This window comes from Buchnera aphidicola (Chaetosiphella stipae setosa) (assembly GCF_964059095.1).
GTDB lineage: Bacteria > Pseudomonadota > Gammaproteobacteria > Enterobacterales > Enterobacteriaceae > Buchnera_J > Buchnera_J aphidicola_BP.
The window spans coordinates 274,901-293,834 of sequence record NZ_OZ060394.1 but is presented as its reverse complement, the minus strand read 5'-3'; the positions used below and the strand labels follow the sequence as shown (position 1 = coordinate 293,834).

The 18,934-nt window shown below is 19.2% G+C and carries 17 protein-coding genes; 5 read left to right on the top strand and 12 right to left on the bottom strand.

The window, feature by feature from the left end:
• Positions 1 to 108 precede the first annotated feature (108 nt).
• The 4 genes from AB4W52_RS01285 to AB4W52_RS01270 all read left to right on the top strand — a co-directional run bounded on the left by AB4W52_RS01285 (position 109) and on the right by AB4W52_RS01270 (position 6,791).
• A complete protein-coding gene (locus AB4W52_RS01285) occupies positions 109 to 2,967 on the top strand; it encodes a valine--tRNA ligase (protein ID WP_367675156.1) in 2,859 nt (952 codons plus the stop codon).
• A gap of 66 nt (positions 2,968 to 3,033) precedes the next feature.
• Positions 3,034 to 3,978 carry a rhodanese-related sulfurtransferase gene (locus tag AB4W52_RS01280; protein ID WP_367675155.1) on the top strand — a complete coding sequence of 315 codons (945 nt, stop codon included), beginning with the start codon at positions 3,034 to 3,036 and terminating at the stop codon, positions 3,976 to 3,978.
• 143 nt (positions 3,979 to 4,121) lie between these two features.
• Positions 4,122 to 5,501, top strand: a complete 1,380-nt coding sequence (asnS, locus tag AB4W52_RS01275; RefSeq protein ID WP_367675154.1) for an asparagine--tRNA ligase — start codon at positions 4,122 to 4,124, stop codon at positions 5,499 to 5,501.
• A 168-nt stretch (positions 5,502 to 5,669) separates the two neighbouring features.
• On the top strand, positions 5,670 to 6,791 hold the full coding sequence (locus AB4W52_RS01270) for a porin (protein WP_367675153.1): 1,122 nt from the start codon (positions 5,670 to 5,672) through the stop codon (positions 6,789 to 6,791).
• 256 nt (positions 6,792 to 7,047) lie between these two features.
• Here the strand turns inward: AB4W52_RS01270 and AB4W52_RS01265 are convergent, their stop codons facing one another.
• The 12 genes from AB4W52_RS01265 to AB4W52_RS01210 form a co-directional block, all read right to left on the bottom strand.
• Positions 7,048 to 7,389, bottom strand: coding sequence for an HIT domain-containing protein (locus AB4W52_RS01265; RefSeq protein ID WP_367675152.1), 342 nt, complete (start codon positions 7,387 to 7,389; stop codon positions 7,048 to 7,050).
• 33 nt (positions 7,390 to 7,422) lie between these two features.
• Entirely contained in the window at positions 7,423 to 8,871 is a 1,449-nt protein-coding gene (ptsG, locus tag AB4W52_RS01260; protein ID WP_367675151.1) for a PTS glucose transporter subunit IIBC, read from the bottom strand.
• Between the two features lie 27 nt (positions 8,872 to 8,898).
• The gene (locus AB4W52_RS01255) at positions 8,899 to 9,420 is read right to left on the bottom strand and encodes a TatD family hydrolase (RefSeq protein ID WP_367675497.1); all 522 of its coding nucleotides are present in this window, start codon (positions 9,418 to 9,420) and stop codon (positions 8,899 to 8,901) included.
• 32 nt (positions 9,421 to 9,452) lie between these two features.
• Positions 9,453 to 9,698, bottom strand: coding sequence for a TatD family hydrolase (locus AB4W52_RS01250; RefSeq protein ID WP_367675150.1), 246 nt, complete (start codon positions 9,696 to 9,698; stop codon positions 9,453 to 9,455).
• Between the two features lie 23 nt (positions 9,699 to 9,721).
• Positions 9,722 to 10,702 (bottom strand): DNA polymerase III subunit delta' C-terminal domain-containing protein, encoded by a 981-nt coding sequence (locus AB4W52_RS01245; RefSeq protein ID WP_367675149.1) that lies wholly within the window; start codon positions 10,700 to 10,702, stop codon positions 9,722 to 9,724.
• Positions 10,699 to 11,331, bottom strand: a complete 633-nt coding sequence (tmk, locus tag AB4W52_RS01240; RefSeq protein ID WP_367675148.1) for a dTMP kinase — start codon at positions 11,329 to 11,331, stop codon at positions 10,699 to 10,701. The genes AB4W52_RS01245 and tmk overlap by 4 nt, the downstream gene beginning before the upstream one ends.
• A gap of 141 nt (positions 11,332 to 11,472) precedes the next feature.
• Entirely contained in the window at positions 11,473 to 11,706 is a 234-nt protein-coding gene (locus AB4W52_RS01235) for a phosphopantetheine-binding protein (protein WP_367675147.1), read from the bottom strand.
• A 33-nt stretch (positions 11,707 to 11,739) separates the two neighbouring features.
• Positions 11,740 to 12,474, bottom strand: a complete 735-nt coding sequence (fabG, locus tag AB4W52_RS01230) for a 3-oxoacyl-ACP reductase FabG (protein WP_367675146.1) — start codon at positions 12,472 to 12,474, stop codon at positions 11,740 to 11,742.
• Between the two features lie 24 nt (positions 12,475 to 12,498).
• Positions 12,499 to 13,386 carry an acyltransferase domain-containing protein gene (locus AB4W52_RS01225; RefSeq protein WP_367675145.1) on the bottom strand — a complete coding sequence of 296 codons (888 nt, stop codon included), beginning with the start codon at positions 13,384 to 13,386 and terminating at the stop codon, positions 12,499 to 12,501.
• A gap of 50 nt (positions 13,387 to 13,436) precedes the next feature.
• Positions 13,437 to 13,604, bottom strand: a complete 168-nt coding sequence (gene rpmF, locus AB4W52_RS01220) for a 50S ribosomal protein L32 (protein ID WP_367675144.1) — start codon at positions 13,602 to 13,604, stop codon at positions 13,437 to 13,439.
• A gap of 116 nt (positions 13,605 to 13,720) precedes the next feature.
• Positions 13,721 to 14,665: an RluA family pseudouridine synthase gene (locus tag AB4W52_RS01215; protein ID WP_367675143.1), complete on the bottom strand. Its 945-nt coding sequence runs from the start codon at positions 14,663 to 14,665 to the stop codon at positions 13,721 to 13,723.
• Between the two features lie 1,683 nt (positions 14,666 to 16,348).
• Positions 16,349 to 17,065, bottom strand: coding sequence for a hypothetical protein (locus tag AB4W52_RS01210; RefSeq protein WP_367675142.1), 717 nt, complete (start codon positions 17,063 to 17,065; stop codon positions 16,349 to 16,351).
• 726 nt (positions 17,066 to 17,791) lie between these two features.
• Between AB4W52_RS01210 and AB4W52_RS01205 the strand changes: the two genes are divergently transcribed.
• Positions 17,792 to 18,631 (top strand): hypothetical protein, encoded by an 840-nt coding sequence (locus AB4W52_RS01205; protein WP_367675141.1) that lies wholly within the window; start codon positions 17,792 to 17,794, stop codon positions 18,629 to 18,631.
• Positions 18,632 to 18,934 lie beyond the last annotated feature (303 nt).

Genomic DNA, 18,934 nt, shown 5'->3' with positions numbered 1-18,934 from the left:
TATTTGTTTTCAAAGATTTTTTATATAATCAATGAAAAACATAATATTTAATTTTTAAAAATTTAATATATTAAAAATAATTTAAAAAAAAATAAGAAAAAATAAAAAATGAAAAAAAATTATAATCCTTTATCAATTGAAGAATCATTATATAAAATTTGGGAACAAAATAAGTGTTTTAAAATGTGTTATACGAAGTCATCTGATAAATCTTTTTGTATTATAATGCCTCCTCCAAATATTACTGGTATTTTACATATGGGTCATGCATTTCAACAGACAATTATGGATATTTTAATTCGATATTATAAAATGCATGGAAAAAATACTTTATGGCAAGTAGGAATAGATCATGCTGGAATAGCAACGCAATTATTAATAGAAAAAAAAATATATATAAAAACTGGAAAATTTAGAGAAGAATATAATAAAGATTATTTTTTAAAAAAAACTTGGGAATGGGTTTCAAAATATAAAAAGAAAATTTTTTATCAAATGAAACGTTTAGGTAGTTCAATAGATTGGTCACGTGAAAAATTTACTTTAGACCCAGATATTTCTTTTGGAGTGCAAAAAGCATTTTTAATTTTATATCATAAAAATATGATTTATAGAAAAAAAAAAATTATGTATTATGATATACAGTTAAAGACTGTAATATCAGATTTAGAAGTAAAAAATAAAAATGTTTTAAGCAAAATGCAATATATAAAATATTTTTTTGTTAAAAAAAATATTTTTTACAAAAATAAAAATTATCTTTTAATTGCAACTACTAGACCTGAAACAATTTTTGGAGATGCTGCTATAGCTGTTCATCCTAAAGATAAAAGATATATCAAATATATTGGATTAAAAGTTTTTGTTCCTATTATAAATAGAATTATACCAATAATCTCTGATAATGAGATTGATATGAAAAAAGGTACTGGTTGTGTTAAAATTTCTCCTGCTCATGATTTTCTTGATTATAAAATAGGAATAAAAAATTTTCTTCCTCTTATTAAAATATTTTATAAAAATGGGAAAATTAGAAAAAAATTATTAATTTATAATTTTCAAGGGAAAGAAAATAAAAAATATGATTCATATATATTAAAAGAATTTCAATGTTTGGATAGATTTTTAGCAAGAAAAAAACTTTTAAAATTATTAAAAAGAAAAAAACTTTTAAAAAAAACTCAGATTGTGGATTCAATCGTTCCATATGGAGAAAGAAGCGGTACTATTTTAGAACCTATGTTAACAAATCAATGGTTTTTAAAGACATCCGTTTTAGCTAAAAAAGCAATATCAGTAGTTATAGAAAATAAAATTAAATTTTTTCCAAAAAAATATAAAAATATGTATTTATCTTGGATGTATAATTTGGAAGATTGGTGTATTTCTAGACAGTTATGGTGGGGTCATAGATTACCAATATGGTATGATGAAAATAAAAATATATATGTTGGAAAAAATGAAGAAGATGTTAGAGAAAAAAATAATTTATCTAAAAAAATTTTTTTAAAACAAGATACAGATGTTTTAGATACATGGTTTTCATCTAGTTTATGGACTTTTTTAACTTTAGGTTGGCCGAAAAAAACGAAAGAATTAAAGATCTTTCATCCAACTAATGTAGTTGTTAGTGGTTTTGATATTATTTTTTTTTGGATAGCTCGTATGATAATGTTAACTATGAATATTTTAAAAAATAAAAATGGTTCTCAAATCCCTTTTAAACATATATATGTTACCGGATTAATTCGTGATGAAAAAGGGAATAAAATGTCAAAATCTAAAGGGAATATTATTGATCCACTTGATTTAATTAATGGTATTAGTTTAAAAAAATTAATTCAAAAAAAAATAAAAAATAATGTTAAAGATTTTTCTTCAATCTCAAACAAAATGCATAAATTATTTCCAAATGGAATAAAATCATTTGGAGCAGATTCTTTAAGATTTACATGTTCTGCTCTTTCTAATCATTCTCGAAGTATTTCTTGGGATATGAATCGTTTACAAGGATATCGTAATTTTTGCAACAAATTATGGAATGCAAGTTTTTTTGTTTTAAAAAATTATAAAAGAAAAGGTCGACATATAAAAATTGCTCATATGCAATTTTCTTTTCTAGACAAATGGATATTATCTGAATTACAAATATTAATTCAAGAATATAAAAAATGTATTAAGAATTATAGATTTGATATTGTTGCTTATTTGATATATGATTTTGTATGGAATAAGTTTTGTGATTGGTATTTAGAAATTTCAAAAATTATTATAAAAGAAAAAATATTTAAAAATATTAATAATACTCGTGATCTTTTACTTTATATATTAAAATATATATTAAAACTTTCGCATCCAATTATTCCTTTTATTACTGAGTATATTTGGAATAAAATAAATTTATTAAAAAAAATTTTTCAATTTAAAAGTATTACAAATGAAAGTTTTCCAGTTTCTCATAAAGAACTTATAGATAAAAGATCTATAAAAAATATGCTTGTGTTTAAAAAAATTTTTATTACAGTAAGATCAATTAGAAATTTAATAAAAATCAAGTATAATAAAAAAATTTCTGTTATATTTAAAAATAGTAATGACAAAATTTTATATTTTTTAGAGAAAAATAAATTTTTTTTAAAAACAGTTATGTATTTAAAAAATATAAAAATTTTTTCAAAAAAATATCAACATTGTTTACAAACTTCTTTTATAAGAGATATTGAAGAAGCAGAATTGTTATTTCCTATGAAAGGAATTCTTAATAGAGAAAAAGAACTAAAAAAATTGGAAAAAAAAATAAATCTTTATAAGAAAAAAAAATGTTTTTTTAAAAGAAAAATCTTGAATAAAAATTTTTTAAAAAATGCACCTAAAAATATTGTTCTTGAGCAAAAAAAAAAATTAAATATATTAAATCATAGTTTAAAAAATTTAAAGGATTATAAATTTTTATTGTTATCTCTATAAGGAATTTTTAAGTTTTTTCTGGAAACTGTATTTTTATATATTATTTTATTTTTATGGAAATTGTCAATGTCAGGAATATTAAATTTTATTAAAAAGAAAAAATTTTTGAATAAAGATTTACAAGAATTTTTTAGAATAAATTTTTCATTTTATAAATATTTCTATGTAGATGATCCTTTTTTATTGAAAAAAATAATTACAAGATATTTTGATAAATTAAAAATTTTCGGAAGGATTTATATATCATCTGAAGGAATTAATGTTCAAGGAAACATTTTAAAAAAATATTTTTATAAAATGAAATGTTTTATTTATAAATTACATCCTAAGTTAAATAATCTTCATATTAATATTGGAATAGATAATACTCGTCAATCTTTTTTATCTTTAAAAATAAAAATTAAAAAAAAAATAGTTGATGATGGATTAAAAGAAAATATTTTACAAAAAAAATATAATAAAAAATATTTAAATGCTTATGAAGTAAATAAATTTTTAAAAAAGAAAGATGTAATTTTTTTAGATGTACGAAATTATTACGAATATAGAATTGGCCATTTTAAAAATGCTATTTCTACATATACTTTTACTTTTCGAGATCATTTAAAAAAAATTTTTAATTATATTTCTATGTATAAAAATAGAAAAATAGTTTTATACTGCACTGGAGGAATTCGATGCGAAAAAACAGCTTTTTTAATTCAAAAAAAAGGTTATAAAAAAGTTTATCAAATTTATGGAGGAATTATAGGATATATTAATGAGTGTAAAAAAAAAAAACTTCCTATGAAATTTCTTGGAAATAATTTTGTTTTTGATTTAAGATTAAATGAATTTATTTCAAGAAAAAAAATTTCTTATTGTGGACAATGTTTTAATAAATCTGATTATTATATTAATTGTATGAATCCAAAATGTAATTTGCTTTTTATTCAATGCTTTTTGTGTTCTAGAAAATATAAATCATTTTGTTCAAAATTATGTTTAAAAAAATTTCAAAAAAAAAAATAAATTTTTTAAAATAATTTTTTTAAATAAAATTTTCATAAAAAAATTTTTATTTTAGGAAAATAAATTTATAATATAATATTATTAAAAAATTTTTTTGAATTAAATTATTTTAAATAAAAAAAATTTTTTTTAAAGGAAACTGTATGTTGCATGTATTTATAAAAGATATCTTTAAAAATAAAATTTTAATTAATCAAAATATTCGAGTAAAAGGTTGGGTAAAAAATAAAAGAAGCGCTAAATCTAATTTATTTTTTATTGATCTTTATGATGGTTCATGTTTAAATACATTGCAATTAGTTATAAAAAATAATTTAATCAATCAGAATGATATATTAAAAATAATTCCTGGATGTTCTTTATCCGTTGAAGGAAAGTTAATACATTCAAAAAATTTAAAACAAAAATTTGAGATATTTGTTGTAAAAATATATGTATTAGGATGGCTTGAAAATTCTCATGCTTATCCTATGTCATCTAAAAAACATACAATGGAGCATTTACGAAAATTTTCTCATTTAAGACCAAGAACGAATATTATTGGAGTAGTTTCAAGAATTCGGAGTACTGTATTTCAGTCATTTCATAATTTTTTTTCAAAAAATGATTATTATTGGGTATCATCTCCGATTATTACATCATTAAATGCAGAAGGAGCAGGAGAGATGTTTTCTGTATTACATAAAGATGCTGAAATAAATAAAACATCTAAAAAAGACAATTTTTTTGGAAAAAAAGTTTTTTTAACTGTTTCTGGGCAACTAACTATTGAAGCATATGCATGTGCTTTATCGAAAGTATATACTTTTGGACCAATATTTCGTGCAGAAAATTCAAATACGACACGACATTTATCTGAATTTTGGATGTTAGAAGTAGAAATGGCATTTTATAAATTAAGTAATATTATTAAATTTATTGAAAAAATGTTAAAATATGTTTTTAAAATGATTTTAAAGAAAAATTATGATGATTTATTTTTTTTACAAAAAAATTTAAATTCTCGTATAATAGATAGATTAAAAAAATTTCTTGAATCAAAAATAAATCAAATTGAATATTTTGAAGCGGTAGAAATTTTAAAGAAAAATAAAAATTTTTTTTCACAAAAAATATTTTATGGTATGGAATTAACAACAGATCATGAAAAATTTCTTACAAATCAGTATTTTAAAAATCCTATAATTGTTAAAAATTATCCTAAAAGAATTAAACCTTTTTATATGAGGATAAACAATGATCATGAAACTGTTGCGGCAATAGATATTTTATTTCCTGATGTAGGAGAAATAATTGGAGGCTCAGAGAGAGAAGAAAGAATTAACGAATTAGATAAAAGGATTAAAGAATTAAATTTAGATATTAATGATTATACATGGTATAGGGAATTACGATTATATGGAACTGTTCCGCATTCTGGTTTTGGTTTAGGTTTAGAAAGATTAATAATGTATATTACAGGAATTAAAAATATAAAAGATGTTATTCCTTTTCCAAGAACTGTAAAGAATGCTGATTTTTAATATTTTTTAAAAAAAGAAAGAAGTTTTTCAAGAAAAAAAATTATACATAAAATATGAAAAATTTTTTTAAAAAATATTAAAATATATTTTATGTAAAAAAAAATATAAAATAAATTTTAAAAAAAAGTTTTTAAATTTTAAAAAACAAGAAGGAGTAATATTAAAATTATGATAAATCGTCAATCTTTAGCGATATTGATTCCTTTATGTTTATATTCTGGCAATGTTCATGCAGAACAAGTATATCACAATAATACAATAAACGTGTATTCTCAAATAAATCCACTTCATTTTTATTCTCATACAACGGATCCTCTTATTATAAATTCTTTAGGGAATTATTCAAATATTAAATTAGGATTTTTCAATCAATATTATATTAATGAAAAGAATTTTGGATATGCTCGTTTTGAATATTGTCCAAGATTTATACGTTATAACCCAGAAAATTATTCTCATGTAATAAATGACAATGTTGGTTTAGCATATGTTGGTATTAATTTAGGAGATTGGGGAAGTATAGATTATGGAAGAAATTATGGAGTCATGCATTATTCAAAAAGATTTACTGAAAAATTTTTTAATGACAGTGAAAATATAGTTTTTCATGATGATGATAATTTTTTACTTGGTCGTGCAGATGGAGTATTAAGTTATAAAAGTAGAGATTTTGCAGGATATATGAGTGATTTTAATTTTATTCTACAACATCAAACTCATTATCAAAAAAAGCATTATTATTTAAGTAACAAATATAATGATTCATGGGGAATAGCTTTAAACTATATCAATCATTTTGGATTAAAAATTTCTGGAACAGCTTTTTTTAGTCCTTATGATAATTCTAGAAACGGAGCAAATTTACACAGTCATTGGGCAAAATCATATGGATTAGGATGTTCTTATAATGTAGGGAATGTTTCTTTTGCTGGTTTTTATGGTTTTTTAAAAAATTCAGCTTTTCCATATATGAAAGATTCTGTGAGATATGATTTATTGGATACATTTGAAATAGGTGGTAAATATAATTTTCAAAATGGAATAACTGCTTCTTTAGGTTATGTAAAATCTTTTGGAACAGAATATGATTACATGAGAAATGTTATAGTTTCTCAACCTAAACCGTTAAATAATCATTTTAATGTCATTATGAATTATGAAATTAATAAACATTTTACTGCAAGTTTTCATTATAAATTAAATCTTTTAAAAGAATCAAATTCTCCAGATCAAGAGTATATACATTATGCAGAAAATTCTTTTGGTTTTGGAATGAATTACTTTTTTTAATTTTAATAATAAATAAAATTTTAATATATTTTTTTATGTTTATAGATATACAATATTTCACAGGTTTTGTAAAAAAAATTTTAATAATTATCTAAAGATGTAAAGAAAAAATTAAAAAAATATTATTATTTTTTTAATATAATATTTTAAATTTATTAAATTAAATGAAGTAAAAATTAAAATTTTGTAACTAGTTTGTAAGAAATTTATTTTCTTACAAACTAGTTATAATTTAAAGTATTTTATTTTAATTATTTTAAATTTTTCTTAATTTTTTTCCACCAAGTATATGAATATGCAAATATTGAATTTCTTGCCCTCCATGTTTATTACAATTTATAATTATTCTATAACCTGATTTATTTATTTTGTTTTTTTTAGCAATTTTTATTGAAACATACATCATATGACTTAAAATATCTAAATTTTTTTTATTAATGTAATTTAAATTTTTAATAAATAAATTTGGAATAACTAATATATGAACAGGAGCTTTTGGTGAAATATCAGTAAAAGCAGTTATTTTTTCATCTTGATAAATAATATTTGCAGGAACTTTTTTCTCGATAATTTTTGTAAATATGTTTTTATGATTCATAAAAATATTTTCCGTTATTCAAAGATAAAAAAATTATTTTTTAATATTCGTTTGATTGATATAATTTTCCATTAAAGTTTTTATATTGTCTGATTTTGTTCCAAAAACTATTTGTATTCCTGATCCTGAAATAAATACACCTGAAGATCCTAAAGAGTTTAATTTTTTTTCTTTTACTAAGTTAGAGTTAATAACTGTTATTCGTAATCTTGTAATACATGCATCTATATTAGAAATATTATTTTTTCCTCCTAAATATTTTATAATTTTTGGAATTTTTAAATTTATATTTTGATTTGATGATTTTAAAAATTTTTTTTCTCTTCCTAATGTTTTTAGATGAAATATTTTAATAAAATTATAAAATATTATGTAATACAATAATGTATAAGTTATTCCAACAATAGGAAAAAGCCAAATTTTTTTGCCATTACCACTTAATAAAATAAAATCTATTAATCCATGAGAAAAGCTTGTTCCAGCTGTCATATTTAAAAAAATACATATTGAAAAAGCTAATCCAGCTAAGATTGAATGTATAAAATATAATAAAGGTGAAACAAATAGAAAAGAAAATTCAATAGGTTCTGTGATTCCTGTTAAAAACGCAGTTAATGCTGCAGAAATCATCATACCTCCAACTTTAATTTTATTTTCTTTTTTTGCAGTATGCCAAATTGCTAAAGCTGCTCCAGGTAATCCATACATTTTAAAAATAAATCCACCAGAAAGCATTCCAGCGCTTTTATCTCCTGCCATATATCTTGCTATATCTCCATGAAAAGTTTGTCCAGAATCATTAATGTATTCTCCGATCTGCATTTGAAATGGAACGTTCCATATATGATGTAATCCAAAAGGAACTAATGCACGTTCAACAAATCCATAAATACCAAAGGCAATAATAGGATTTTGATATGCAGCCCAAGAAGAAAATTTTTGTACAACATATCCTATTGGAGGCCAAATAAAGGATAATAGTATTCCTAATATAATTGATGCAAGTCCAGAGATAATAGGAATAAATCTTTTTCCAGAAAAAAATCCTAAATATTCAGGTAATTGAATTTCATAAAATTTATTAAATAAATAAGCAGATAAAGCTCCAGAAAATATTCCTCCTAATATTCCTGTGTTATTTAAATTTTTTATTGAATTGTCAATTAGTAAAGTATGATGAGAAAAAATAGGAATCATCAAAAAGGATGTTTGAGTCATAATATTATATGATATTACTGCAGCTAGAGCAGCTACTCCGTCATTTTTTGTAAATCCTAATGCTACTCCAATAGAGAAAATTAATGGCATATTAGAAAAAATAGATCCACCTGTTGCAATCATAATTTTTGAACAAAAATTAGGAATAAATGAAAAATGAACAGATCCAATTCCTAATAAAATTCCTGCAATTGGTAAAACTGATACTGGAAGCATTAAAGATTTTCCAATTTTTTGCAGAATTGAAAAAGAATTTTTAAACATTCTAATACCTCTACTATAAAATAATTTTTAATTTAAAATAATTAAATTTTTTTTTAGTTTAAATAATCGAAAAAAATTCTGTTTTATGATATGACTTAATTTTTCTATATCAATTTTTTTAAGATTAGAAACATGTTTTGCAATATAATTTATATAAGAAGGTTTATTTTTTTTACCTCTATGAGGTACTGGTGTTAAATACGGAGAATCTGTTTCTAATAATAAGCGATTTAAAGGGATTTTTTTTAATACAGATCGAAGTGAAATGGAATTTTTAAATGTAATCATTCCTGAAATGGATATATAAAAACCGAGATCTAATATTTTTTTCGCTACTTCATAATTTTCATTGAAGGAATGAAAAATTCCTGGACATAATCCTGAATTTTCTGATTTTAAAATTTTTAATATATCTTGTGAAGAGTTTCGAGAATGTATAATTAATGGTTTTTGAAGATCTTTGCTAACAGATATATGTTGATAAAATAATTCTTCTTGAAAATGCGATTTTTTTTTTTCATGAAAATAATCTAATCCAGTTTCTCCGATAGCTATTACTTTTTTCTGTGTAGAAAAATTTTTTAGCTCTGTGTAAGAGTTTTTTTTTTATAAGAAAATAATGGGTGTATTCCGCAAGAATAAAAAATATTATAGGGAGCATTTTTTAATAGTGATTGTATTTCTTTAAAATCATTTATAGAAGTAGCAACTGATAATATTATTTTGACGTTTTTTTTATACGCTTCTTGAATAATATTTAATATTTTCTTTTTAGATGGTTTTGTATCAATTTTATTAAGATGACAATGCGAGTCTATTAAAAACATACATTTTCCTTTTTGATGAAAAATTATTTAATATTTATAATATTTTCCCAAATTATTATTGGTTCTAGTAAAATAAATTTTTTATTAATTTTAGAAATATTATTGATATAAAAAAAACTTTTTTTCCATAAATTTATTATAGTATATAAATCTTTAATTTTATGTTTTTTGTAAATTACTGAAATTAATTTTTTTTGATCATGATTAATTAATGTTATTTTTTTATTATAATAAATTTTTATAGCGTCTAAAATTATTAAGTATATCCAAAAAATTTTTTTTTTTATTTTTTTTTTAAAAAATTTTAATAAATAAAATAAATTTTTATTTTTTATAGATTTTTTTAGTTTACTTAAAAAAAATTTTCTTTCATTCCATAAGGTACTTTGCAGAATTCTATTTGCTATAATTGGAGAATTTTCTGATAATTTTAATGCGGTTAATAGATCTTTTGTTTTAAATTTATTAGTTTTTTTTTTTAACCATAAAATTCCTTTTTTTTCAGTAGGAGGATATATATTATATATAATACATCTACTTCTTATAGTTTTTTTTAGTTTGAAAAAACTATTATATTCTAAAAAAAATAATATATTTAATGGCGGTTCTTCTAAGATTTTTAAAAAAGCATTCATCGAAGATTCTGTTAATAAATGAATTTTAGGAATCCAAATTATGGTTTTTTTCCCTAATTTAGAAGTTTGATAAGATTTTTTTATAAATTTTAAAAAATAATCAATTCCTATAGTTTTATTCTTTTTTATATAAATAATATGTAAATCTGGATAATTATTTGATTTTACTAATTGACAATTGTGACATATATTACAACTAAAATAATTTTGTGGATTAATGCATAAAATTCTTTGACATAATAAAAATATTAATACATTAGATCCTAAATTAGTCTGTGTACGAATAATAATAGAATGATGCAATTTTTTTTTTAAATATTGAGAAAGTATTTTTTTATATTTTTTTTTTAACCATGGATAAAGTATCATTTTGGAATTTTAAACCATTTACATATTTTTTTTTCAATAATTTTGTTTACTTTGTTCATATTATTATTTGAATTAATTATTATTTTTTTTGATTGATATGATAAATATTTTAAATAAAATTTGCGGACTTTTATAAAAAAATTTATGGGTTTTTTTTCTATTCTATCTAATTTACCACGCAAAAATGCTTTCTTTAATCCTATTTTCGGATCAATATCCAAAAATATTGTTAAATCTGGTTTAATAAAACTATCAGTAATTTTTGTTAATTGATGTATTAGATTTTGATTCAGCCCTTGTCCTCCTCCTTGATAAGCTATTGAAGATAAATTATGGCGATCAGAAATAATCCATTTTCCTTTTTGAAAAGCAGGATAAATAATATTTTCCATTAATTGTAAACGAGCAGAATATAATAATAATAATTCAGAATAAATATTTAATTTTTCTTTTTTATTTTCAAATTTTATTATTTTTCTAATTTTTTCTGAAATATATGTACTTCCAGGTTGTCTAACAATAATGACATCTTTTATATTTTTCTTAAATAAAAATTTTTTAATTTTTTTACAGGCAGTAGTTTTTCCTGAACCTTCTAATCCTTCTAAAACAATAAATTTATTTTTCATAAAAATTTTTTTATACAATAATTTATAATTATTTTTTTTTAAAATCAATAACAGTAATATTATTTTATTTTATATAATACTATAACACTTTTTTAAATTTTTTTTTAGAAATGCATTTATCTTATAAAATATAAAAAATTTTTATAAGTTAATTTTTTTTTTCACAAGAACAATTAAAGATTTCACTGTATCTATTTTTTCTATTTCTTCATCAAGAATTTTAATTTTAAATGTTTCTTCTATACACATAGTTAATTCAATCATATCTAGAGAGTCTACTTCTAAATCATTTTTTAAAGAAAATTTTTTTTTTATATCTTTTTTGAAAGATACACATTCAGAAATAATTTTTTTAATTTTTTTTGAGATTTTCACATATTTCCTTAAAATTTTATTTTTCTAAAAATTTTATAAAGAACATATTCCTCCATTAACGTGGAATACTTGACCCGTGATATAAGATGCTTTTTTCGATGATAAAAATTCTACCATATTTGCTATATCTTGTGGCTTTCCTAATCTTCGCATAGGAATTTTTTTTAAACATTTTTGTAGTTGTCGATGAGTTAAATTTTTTAACATATTTGTTTGAATAAATCCAGGAGAAACAAGATTGACTGTGATTCCTTGTGTTGCTACTTCTAATGATAAAGATTTTGTAAATCCAATTAATCCAGATTTTGCAGCAGCATAATTTGTTTGTCCTGCAGATCCTATAAATCCAGATATTGATCCAATATTTATAATTCTTCCAAAACGAGCGTGAATCATATTTTTTATAATTTTTTTAGTTATATAAAATACGGATGTTAAATTGATTTGAATAATTTTATTCCAAGATTTTTTAGAAAGATTAATAATTAAATTATCAGATGTTATTGCAGCATTATTAATTAATATATCAATTTTTTGAACTTTTTTTTTCATTTTTTTTAAAAAATTTTTAATTGATGACAAATTTTTAATGTTTAAAATCATTCCATGACCATGATCTTGTATTTTATTTTGGATTTTTAAAGCACCAGATTTTGTTCTTGATGTACCAATAATTTTAAATTTTTTTTTTATAAATTTTTTTAAAATAGATTTTCCAATTCCTGTATTTGCTCCAGTAATTAATACATTTTTTTTACAATTTTTCATAAATATTTTAATGATAATTTTATATTAATTAAATATTTTTTTTATATTTAATGAATGATATTTTTTTTTTTTGCAACTTAATTTAGTTAAAAGATTTCCAGTATTTATTTCTAGAAAATATTTTATTTTTTTATAAAGTAAAAAATTTATTGTTTGATTCCAATATACTGTTTTACAAATTTGATTAAATAATGCATGCTTAATTTTTTTTGGTTTTTTTAAAAATTTTATTAATGTACTATCTAAAATTAAATTTTTTGGTTGATTAAAATTTATTTTTAAAAATTTAGTAAATATTTTTTTTTTAATTTCATTCATTAATGAACAATGAGAAATATTTTTTATCGGAAGTTTAATTATATATTTTGCTCCATTCTTTTTACATTCATATAAATTTTTTTTAGCATATTTCTTTTTTCCGGTAATTACAATTTGATTATCAGAATTAATACATGCAATAAAAAATTTTTTTTTTCCTAAATTTTTAAAAATTTTTTTTATTTTTTTTTTTTTTAATCCTATGATAGAATACATAACACCTTTTTTTTGAAGCATTAACTTTTCTCTATAAGCAACTATTTTTAATGCATCTGAAAAATTTAAAGAATGACTACAGACTAATGCAGAGTATTGTCCTAAACTATGTCCTGTCATGACATATGGTTGAGTACCAATTTTTTTTTTCCACAATCTATATAATGATACTGAAATTGTTAGAATTTCTAGTTGAGAAAAATAATCATATATTTTTTTTTGATTTTTTTTTAAAAATATTTTCCATAAATTATAATTTAAATGATTTGAAGCTTCTGAAAAAGTTTTTTTGATAATAAGATGTTTATTATATAATTTTTTGATAATTTTAAAATTTTGCATTCCGTGACCGGGAAAGAGCATTGCAAATTTAGTCATTTTATTTTTTTTAAATTTTTATTATTTGAAGTAATAAAATTAATTACGATTTATAATATTTTTTTTCCTCGATAATATCCTTTTTTTGTCATATGATGCCTTATATGTAATTCATTTGTTGTTTGATCAATCGAAATATTTAAATTTTTTTGTAAAAAATCATGAGATCGACGCATTCCTCTTTTAGATCTAGTAGGTTTACTTTTTTGAACAGCCATTTTTTTTCTCCTTTATCTGCAAATTTTATATTATTATATATATAATTTTAAAGATTATTCAAGTAATAAATTTTATTTTTTATTTAAGAAAAATATTTTTATAAAAAAAATATAAACTAAAATATTTTTTCAATAATTTTTTTAAAATTTTTATTTAGTGGAGCACAGAGAGTTATTTTTTTTTTAGATATTGGATGTATAAAAGTAATTTTTTTTGCATGTAAAAATAAGTTATTATTTTTTTTAAAATTTATATTTTTATCTAAAACATTTTTTCCATATCTATTATCTAAAACAATAGGATGACCAATGTATGCAGCATGTACTCTTATTTGATGTGTTCTTCCAGTTAAAGGAAAAATAGAAATTAAACTAAATTGTGATGTGGATTTTTTTTTTATAAAAATAGTTGTTGATACTTTACCTGTAATATTCACAGTCACCATTTTTTTTTTTTTTAAAATATTATTTTTTAATAATGAATTATTAATAACTTTTTTTTGAAATAAGGTATTTCCATGGACAAGAGCAACATATTCTTTTTTAATAGTTTGTTTTCTAAATTGTTCATGAAAATATAGTAAAGAAGATTTTTTTTTAGCCACCATTAAAATTCCAGAAGTATATCTATCTAAACGATGAATTAATTCTAAATATTTTTCTTTCGGTTTTAATAATCTTAGTATTTCAATAATTCCAAATTTTATTCCACTTCCTCCATGTACAGAAATTCCTGATATTTTATTAATTACTAAAAGATTTTTATCTTCATATAAAATATTTTTTAATATTATTTTATAATGTTTTTTATCAAAATTTTTTTTAGAATGATGAAATTTATTTATTTTTAATGGTGGAACTTTAATTATATCTCCGATTTGTAATTTATATCTTGGTTTAATTCTTTTTTTATTAATTCTGATTTTTCCTTTTCTAATTAAATTATATAATTTGCTTTTAGGAATTTTTTTAAATTTTTTTATTAAAAAATTATCTATTCTTTGATTAAAACTAATTTTATCAATTTGAAAAAAAGAAAGTTTTGTTGTTTGAAGAATCATAAAATCCTTTATATTGAAATCACAAATATCATTAATTTTTATTTATAGATATTTTATATTTTAGAAAATTTTATTCAATTAATTATAAGAAAATATTTTATGAAAAAAATTTTTTTAAAATATTGAAAAAAAATTATATTATTATAGTCAAAAAAAATAGAATGTTTAATTCTAATATAAAAAATATTCATTTAAAATCTATAAATAATATTTATATAGGAATTATAAAAAAGATTTTATATAGCTTTAGAAGCTATTTTATTAGTTATGATAAAAAATTTTAAGTTATTTCTTTTAAAGAATATTTGTAAAAAATTATTGAATAAGAAAAATATATCTTTTTTCTTACATAAAAATTATTTTTTAGAAAAAAATGACAATATTAGGATAAATATTAAAATAAAAAAAAAATAAATAAAATTTGTTAACTACTTTTCTGTTTTTTTCTTTTTGTGAATGTATATTTTTTTAATTTTAAAGAAATTTAATATTAAAAAATATTTAAGAAAATTTGAGGAAAAAATAGAAAAATTTTAACAGTTTTTATGAAATTTTTTCAAATTCAAAAAATATAGGATGCATTGTAAAAAAAATATTCGTATTGAAGGTTTCTTGAAGATTTAACAATAGATTTTTTATGAAAATTAAAACATGGCGTTTAATTTATAAAAATAAAAATAATTTTTTATTAAAATTTTATCAAAAAGATAAAATAATCATTGTTTTATTGAATGAAAGAATAAAATATTAAGTTTTAAAAATTTTTTTTTATAAAAAAATTTTTTATAAAATACAAAATTTATTTGTTGTTTTAATTATTTAAAAAATATTTCTATTGTTTATTATTATAGTTTTATTAATGAGACTATTTTTATTTTTTTAATAGGAAAATAAAATTATCTATTTGAGAATCTTTAATAATTTATTTTACAGAAGAATGAATAGTGATAGATATTAATTGTTCCTTTGTAAAAAAAATATAAAAATATTAAAGATATATCTTATAAAATAGAACAAATTTTTTCAAAAAGATATAAAAACATTTTCTAAAATAGTTATTAAAAAATTTCTAAATTTGAATTATTAAAAATTTTTAGAAAGCAAGAGTATATTAGGAGCATTTATTCTATATAAAAAATTATTTAAAATTTTTTTGAAATCACAAAAAAAATGTTTTTTTATTTTTCTTAACGTATTTATTTATGAATATAAAATTTTTATTTTTTCTTATACAAATTATGTGAAATTCTTTTGATGAATTATTTTAAAATATATTCTATTAATTTATTTTCAAATGAAAAATTGAAAATAATTTTTCTATAAAATTTTTTTATTTTATTGTATTTTGAAATATTTTAAAATTATTTTTTTTAAAAATTTTTTTAAAAAATATACATAATTTTTTTATATAAAAAAATTATTAATCATCATTCTATTTATTATTAATATTTTAAAACACAAGAATATCTTATTTCTTATTAGACAAATAATTTAAAATTATTTTATGAATTCAATTAATATTTTTAGAAAATTATTATTGATACTTAAATTTTATATTTCTAAAATTTTAAATTTTAAATATTTTTAAAAATATTTTATTTTAAGTATCAATAAATAATGTTTTCAATATAAAAAATATTTTCTTAGATTTTAAAATACTTTAAAGATGTTTAATTTATTTTTTTAAGAAATTTTTTTATTTTGAGAAGAGTACTGAATATCTGAAATAGAAAATGTTCCTAACTCATCAATCTTAACAAATACATCATTTTTAGAAGAAATAAAAATGTCTCTTACATATCCTTGACTGAAAACAATAGAAGGAATAATAGCATTATCTGTTTTTGCAACAATATTTAAATTATAACATTTAGGATGTTTCTCGTCTTTACTGAAATATTTTTGATCAATTTCATTAGGATTGATTGTAAAAGTATTAAATCCTTTTTTAGCTGGTCCTACATTTTTTTGAAAGATAATGTTTCTATTATCGTCTGAAATAATTATATTCACAGAAGTTACTTTTACAGGAAGTTTAGCTCCTACAACAATAGGTGCATGATTTAAAATCACTCTTGGAACTTGCACCATTACATATTTGTGTTTAAAAGTATTATAATAATAATCAATTGTTTTTTTTTTTGTAGTTTGAAGAAATCTATATTTTGGAAAAACAGAAAGATGTTTTTTTTTTTTGTTAAATATAGTATAGGATTTTTCTATAACAATTTGAATTTTATTTATATGATAAGTAAAAATTTTTTTTTTAGATTTTTTAGTTAAAACATCTTCGAAATTTTTTATTTTACTATTAATAAAAATATTTCCTTTTTGGTTATTTTCGAAATTATGAATTTTGTTTGCATGTTGTGAAATATCATCAAATGGAATTATATTCATTTTATAGCCTATTTTATTTATTTGAATTTATAATTTTATGAAAAATTTAAAATATATAAATGAAGTTTTTTATTATTTTAAAATAATATAAAAAAAATTGATTTTTGAAAAATATTTTTTTATAAAAAATGAAAAAAAAATCATTCTCAAAGATATTAAGTATCTTTTTAATAAATTATTTATTAATATATTTTTTAATAAAAAAATTATATATCTTAAATAAATTTCTTATCTTTTCATTATTCAATAATTTGAGTTATAATATTTATATATTAAAACAAAAAGAAAAAATAAGATAATTTTTAAATGTTTTATAAAATTTATTACTTGATAAAAATTTTAAATATAAGAATATATATACAGATTTATAGTTAAAATTTTTATAAATAAATTTTATTCTCTGGAATACATAAATTTAATTATATATAAAAAAATTCAATTTTTTTCATTTTATTTAGAATAAAATTTTAATAGAAAATAAAAAAATTATGAAAATAAATTTTTTTGATAAAAAAGAATTTTTTATAATAATAGTTTATTATATATAAAAAGTTCTTCAAAAAAAAATTTTTTTAATGTATGTTATTAACATTGTATGGATTAACAATAAAATTTATTTTTTTACTTCAAATGCAAGAATTACATTTGATATACTATTTAAAAAAGTTATTTAAGTAGAAATTTAAAGAATTGATTTTTTTAATCATTTATATTATGGAGTACTTAATGAAAAAAAAATATATTGCACTTTCATTTTTATTAGGTAGTGTTTGTTCTACAGTACATGCTGAAGAAGTTCATAGAAGTCATGTATATTTTAGTACTTCATCAAATGTTGTAAAAGTATATACAAAAGCACCTTCATATAAAAATTGGATTCTTCAAAATTATAATAAAAGTTTTTTTCATAGTTTATTAGGTTTTTGTTTTGGATATCAATTTAACAATTATCTAGGAGTTGAGTTATCTTATGATTTTTCTTTTTTAAACGACAGTAAAAATCTTTATTATAGATATCACAAATATGATAAAACAAAATATTCAAAATATGTTGATGATGTGAATAAAAAACTTGATCAAGAATTAGAAGAAGAAGATAATCAAGTTGACGTATACCAAACAAAGAGATTTATTCCTTCTAAAAATTTTTCTACTCGTTTTATATCTACTTCTACTAATAAAAATTCCCAATTAACTCCAAATAAAGTATTTTTTCGTGATGTAGTGGATATGCGAATTCCATTTTCATATTTCGAAAAAAATATTAAATTAACAGCAAAATTTTCATATCCTTTTATGAAAAATATAAATTTATATACTCGATTCGGTGGAGCTTTCCATATAAGTCAGAGTGCTTTTCAAAAAGATCTGTCTACACGGAAAGAAATAATTTCTGAAAGAATATTTTATCCATTAATTTCATGTGGTATACAATACGATTTTGCAAATCATATGTCATCCAGATTTGAAATAGAAAAGAAACTTTCAAATTTTAATGATCCTTTGATCGAAAAGAGTTCTTTAAATTTTGATTTTGTCTGGAAATTTAATAAATTGAGTGCATAATCAAATTATGTCATTTTATTTTCACAATTTTTTTGCAATTTAAAATATTTTGATTATAAAAAGGTAATTTGTTAAGTTTTTTTTAAAAAGTAATTTTTTCTCCCTTTTTTAAATTAGATAAAAATTATTTTAAAATAGTACAAAATTTTTTCTTTTAAAAAATATTTTAAAAAATAAATATGAATTTTTATCAATAAAAAAGGGAGAAAAAAAATGATGGGGAAGAAATTTTATATTTTTATTCTATACGTAATTTAATAAAAAAAAATAAATATTAATATATTGCTTTTTTATTTTTTTTTT

What these genes read in the sequence shown, in the direction of transcription:
- AB4W52_RS01285 (WP_367675156.1), top strand. Translation starts at nt 109, where the DNA reads ATGAAAAAAAATTATAATCCTTTATCAATTGAAGAATCATTATATAAA.
- AB4W52_RS01280 (WP_367675155.1), top strand. Translation starts at nt 3,034, where the DNA reads ATGTCAGGAATATTAAATTTTATTAAAAAGAAAAAATTTTTGAATAAA.
- asnS (WP_367675154.1), top strand. Translation starts at nt 4,122, where the DNA reads ATGTTGCATGTATTTATAAAAGATATCTTTAAAAATAAAATTTTAATT.
- AB4W52_RS01270 (WP_367675153.1), top strand. Translation starts at nt 5,670, where the DNA reads ATGATAAATCGTCAATCTTTAGCGATATTGATTCCTTTATGTTTATAT.
- AB4W52_RS01265 (WP_367675152.1), bottom strand. Translation starts at nt 7,389, where the DNA reads ATGAATCATAAAAACATATTTACAAAAATTATCGAGAAAAAAGTTCCT.
- ptsG (WP_367675151.1), bottom strand. Translation starts at nt 8,871, where the DNA reads ATGTTTAAAAATTCTTTTTCAATTCTGCAAAAAATTGGAAAATCTTTA.
- AB4W52_RS01250 (WP_367675150.1), bottom strand. Translation starts at nt 9,698, where the DNA reads ATGTTTTTAATAGACTCGCATTGTCATCTTAATAAAATTGATACAAAA.
- AB4W52_RS01245 (WP_367675149.1), bottom strand. Translation starts at nt 10,702, where the DNA reads ATGATACTTTATCCATGGTTAAAAAAAAAATATAAAAAAATACTTTCT.
- tmk (WP_367675148.1), bottom strand. Translation starts at nt 11,331, where the DNA reads ATGAAAAATAAATTTATTGTTTTAGAAGGATTAGAAGGTTCAGGAAAA.
- fabG (WP_367675146.1), bottom strand. Translation starts at nt 12,474, where the DNA reads ATGAAAAATTGTAAAAAAAATGTATTAATTACTGGAGCAAATACAGGA.
- AB4W52_RS01225 (WP_367675145.1), bottom strand. Translation starts at nt 13,386, where the DNA reads ATGACTAAATTTGCAATGCTCTTTCCCGGTCACGGAATGCAAAATTTT.
- rpmF (WP_367675144.1), bottom strand. Translation starts at nt 13,604, where the DNA reads ATGGCTGTTCAAAAAAGTAAACCTACTAGATCTAAAAGAGGAATGCGT.
- AB4W52_RS01215 (WP_367675143.1), bottom strand. Translation starts at nt 14,665, where the DNA reads ATGATTCTTCAAACAACAAAACTTTCTTTTTTTCAAATTGATAAAATT.
- AB4W52_RS01210 (WP_367675142.1), bottom strand. Translation starts at nt 17,065, where the DNA reads ATGAATATAATTCCATTTGATGATATTTCACAACATGCAAACAAAATT.
- AB4W52_RS01205 (WP_367675141.1), top strand. Translation starts at nt 17,792, where the DNA reads ATGAAAAAAAAATATATTGCACTTTCATTTTTATTAGGTAGTGTTTGT.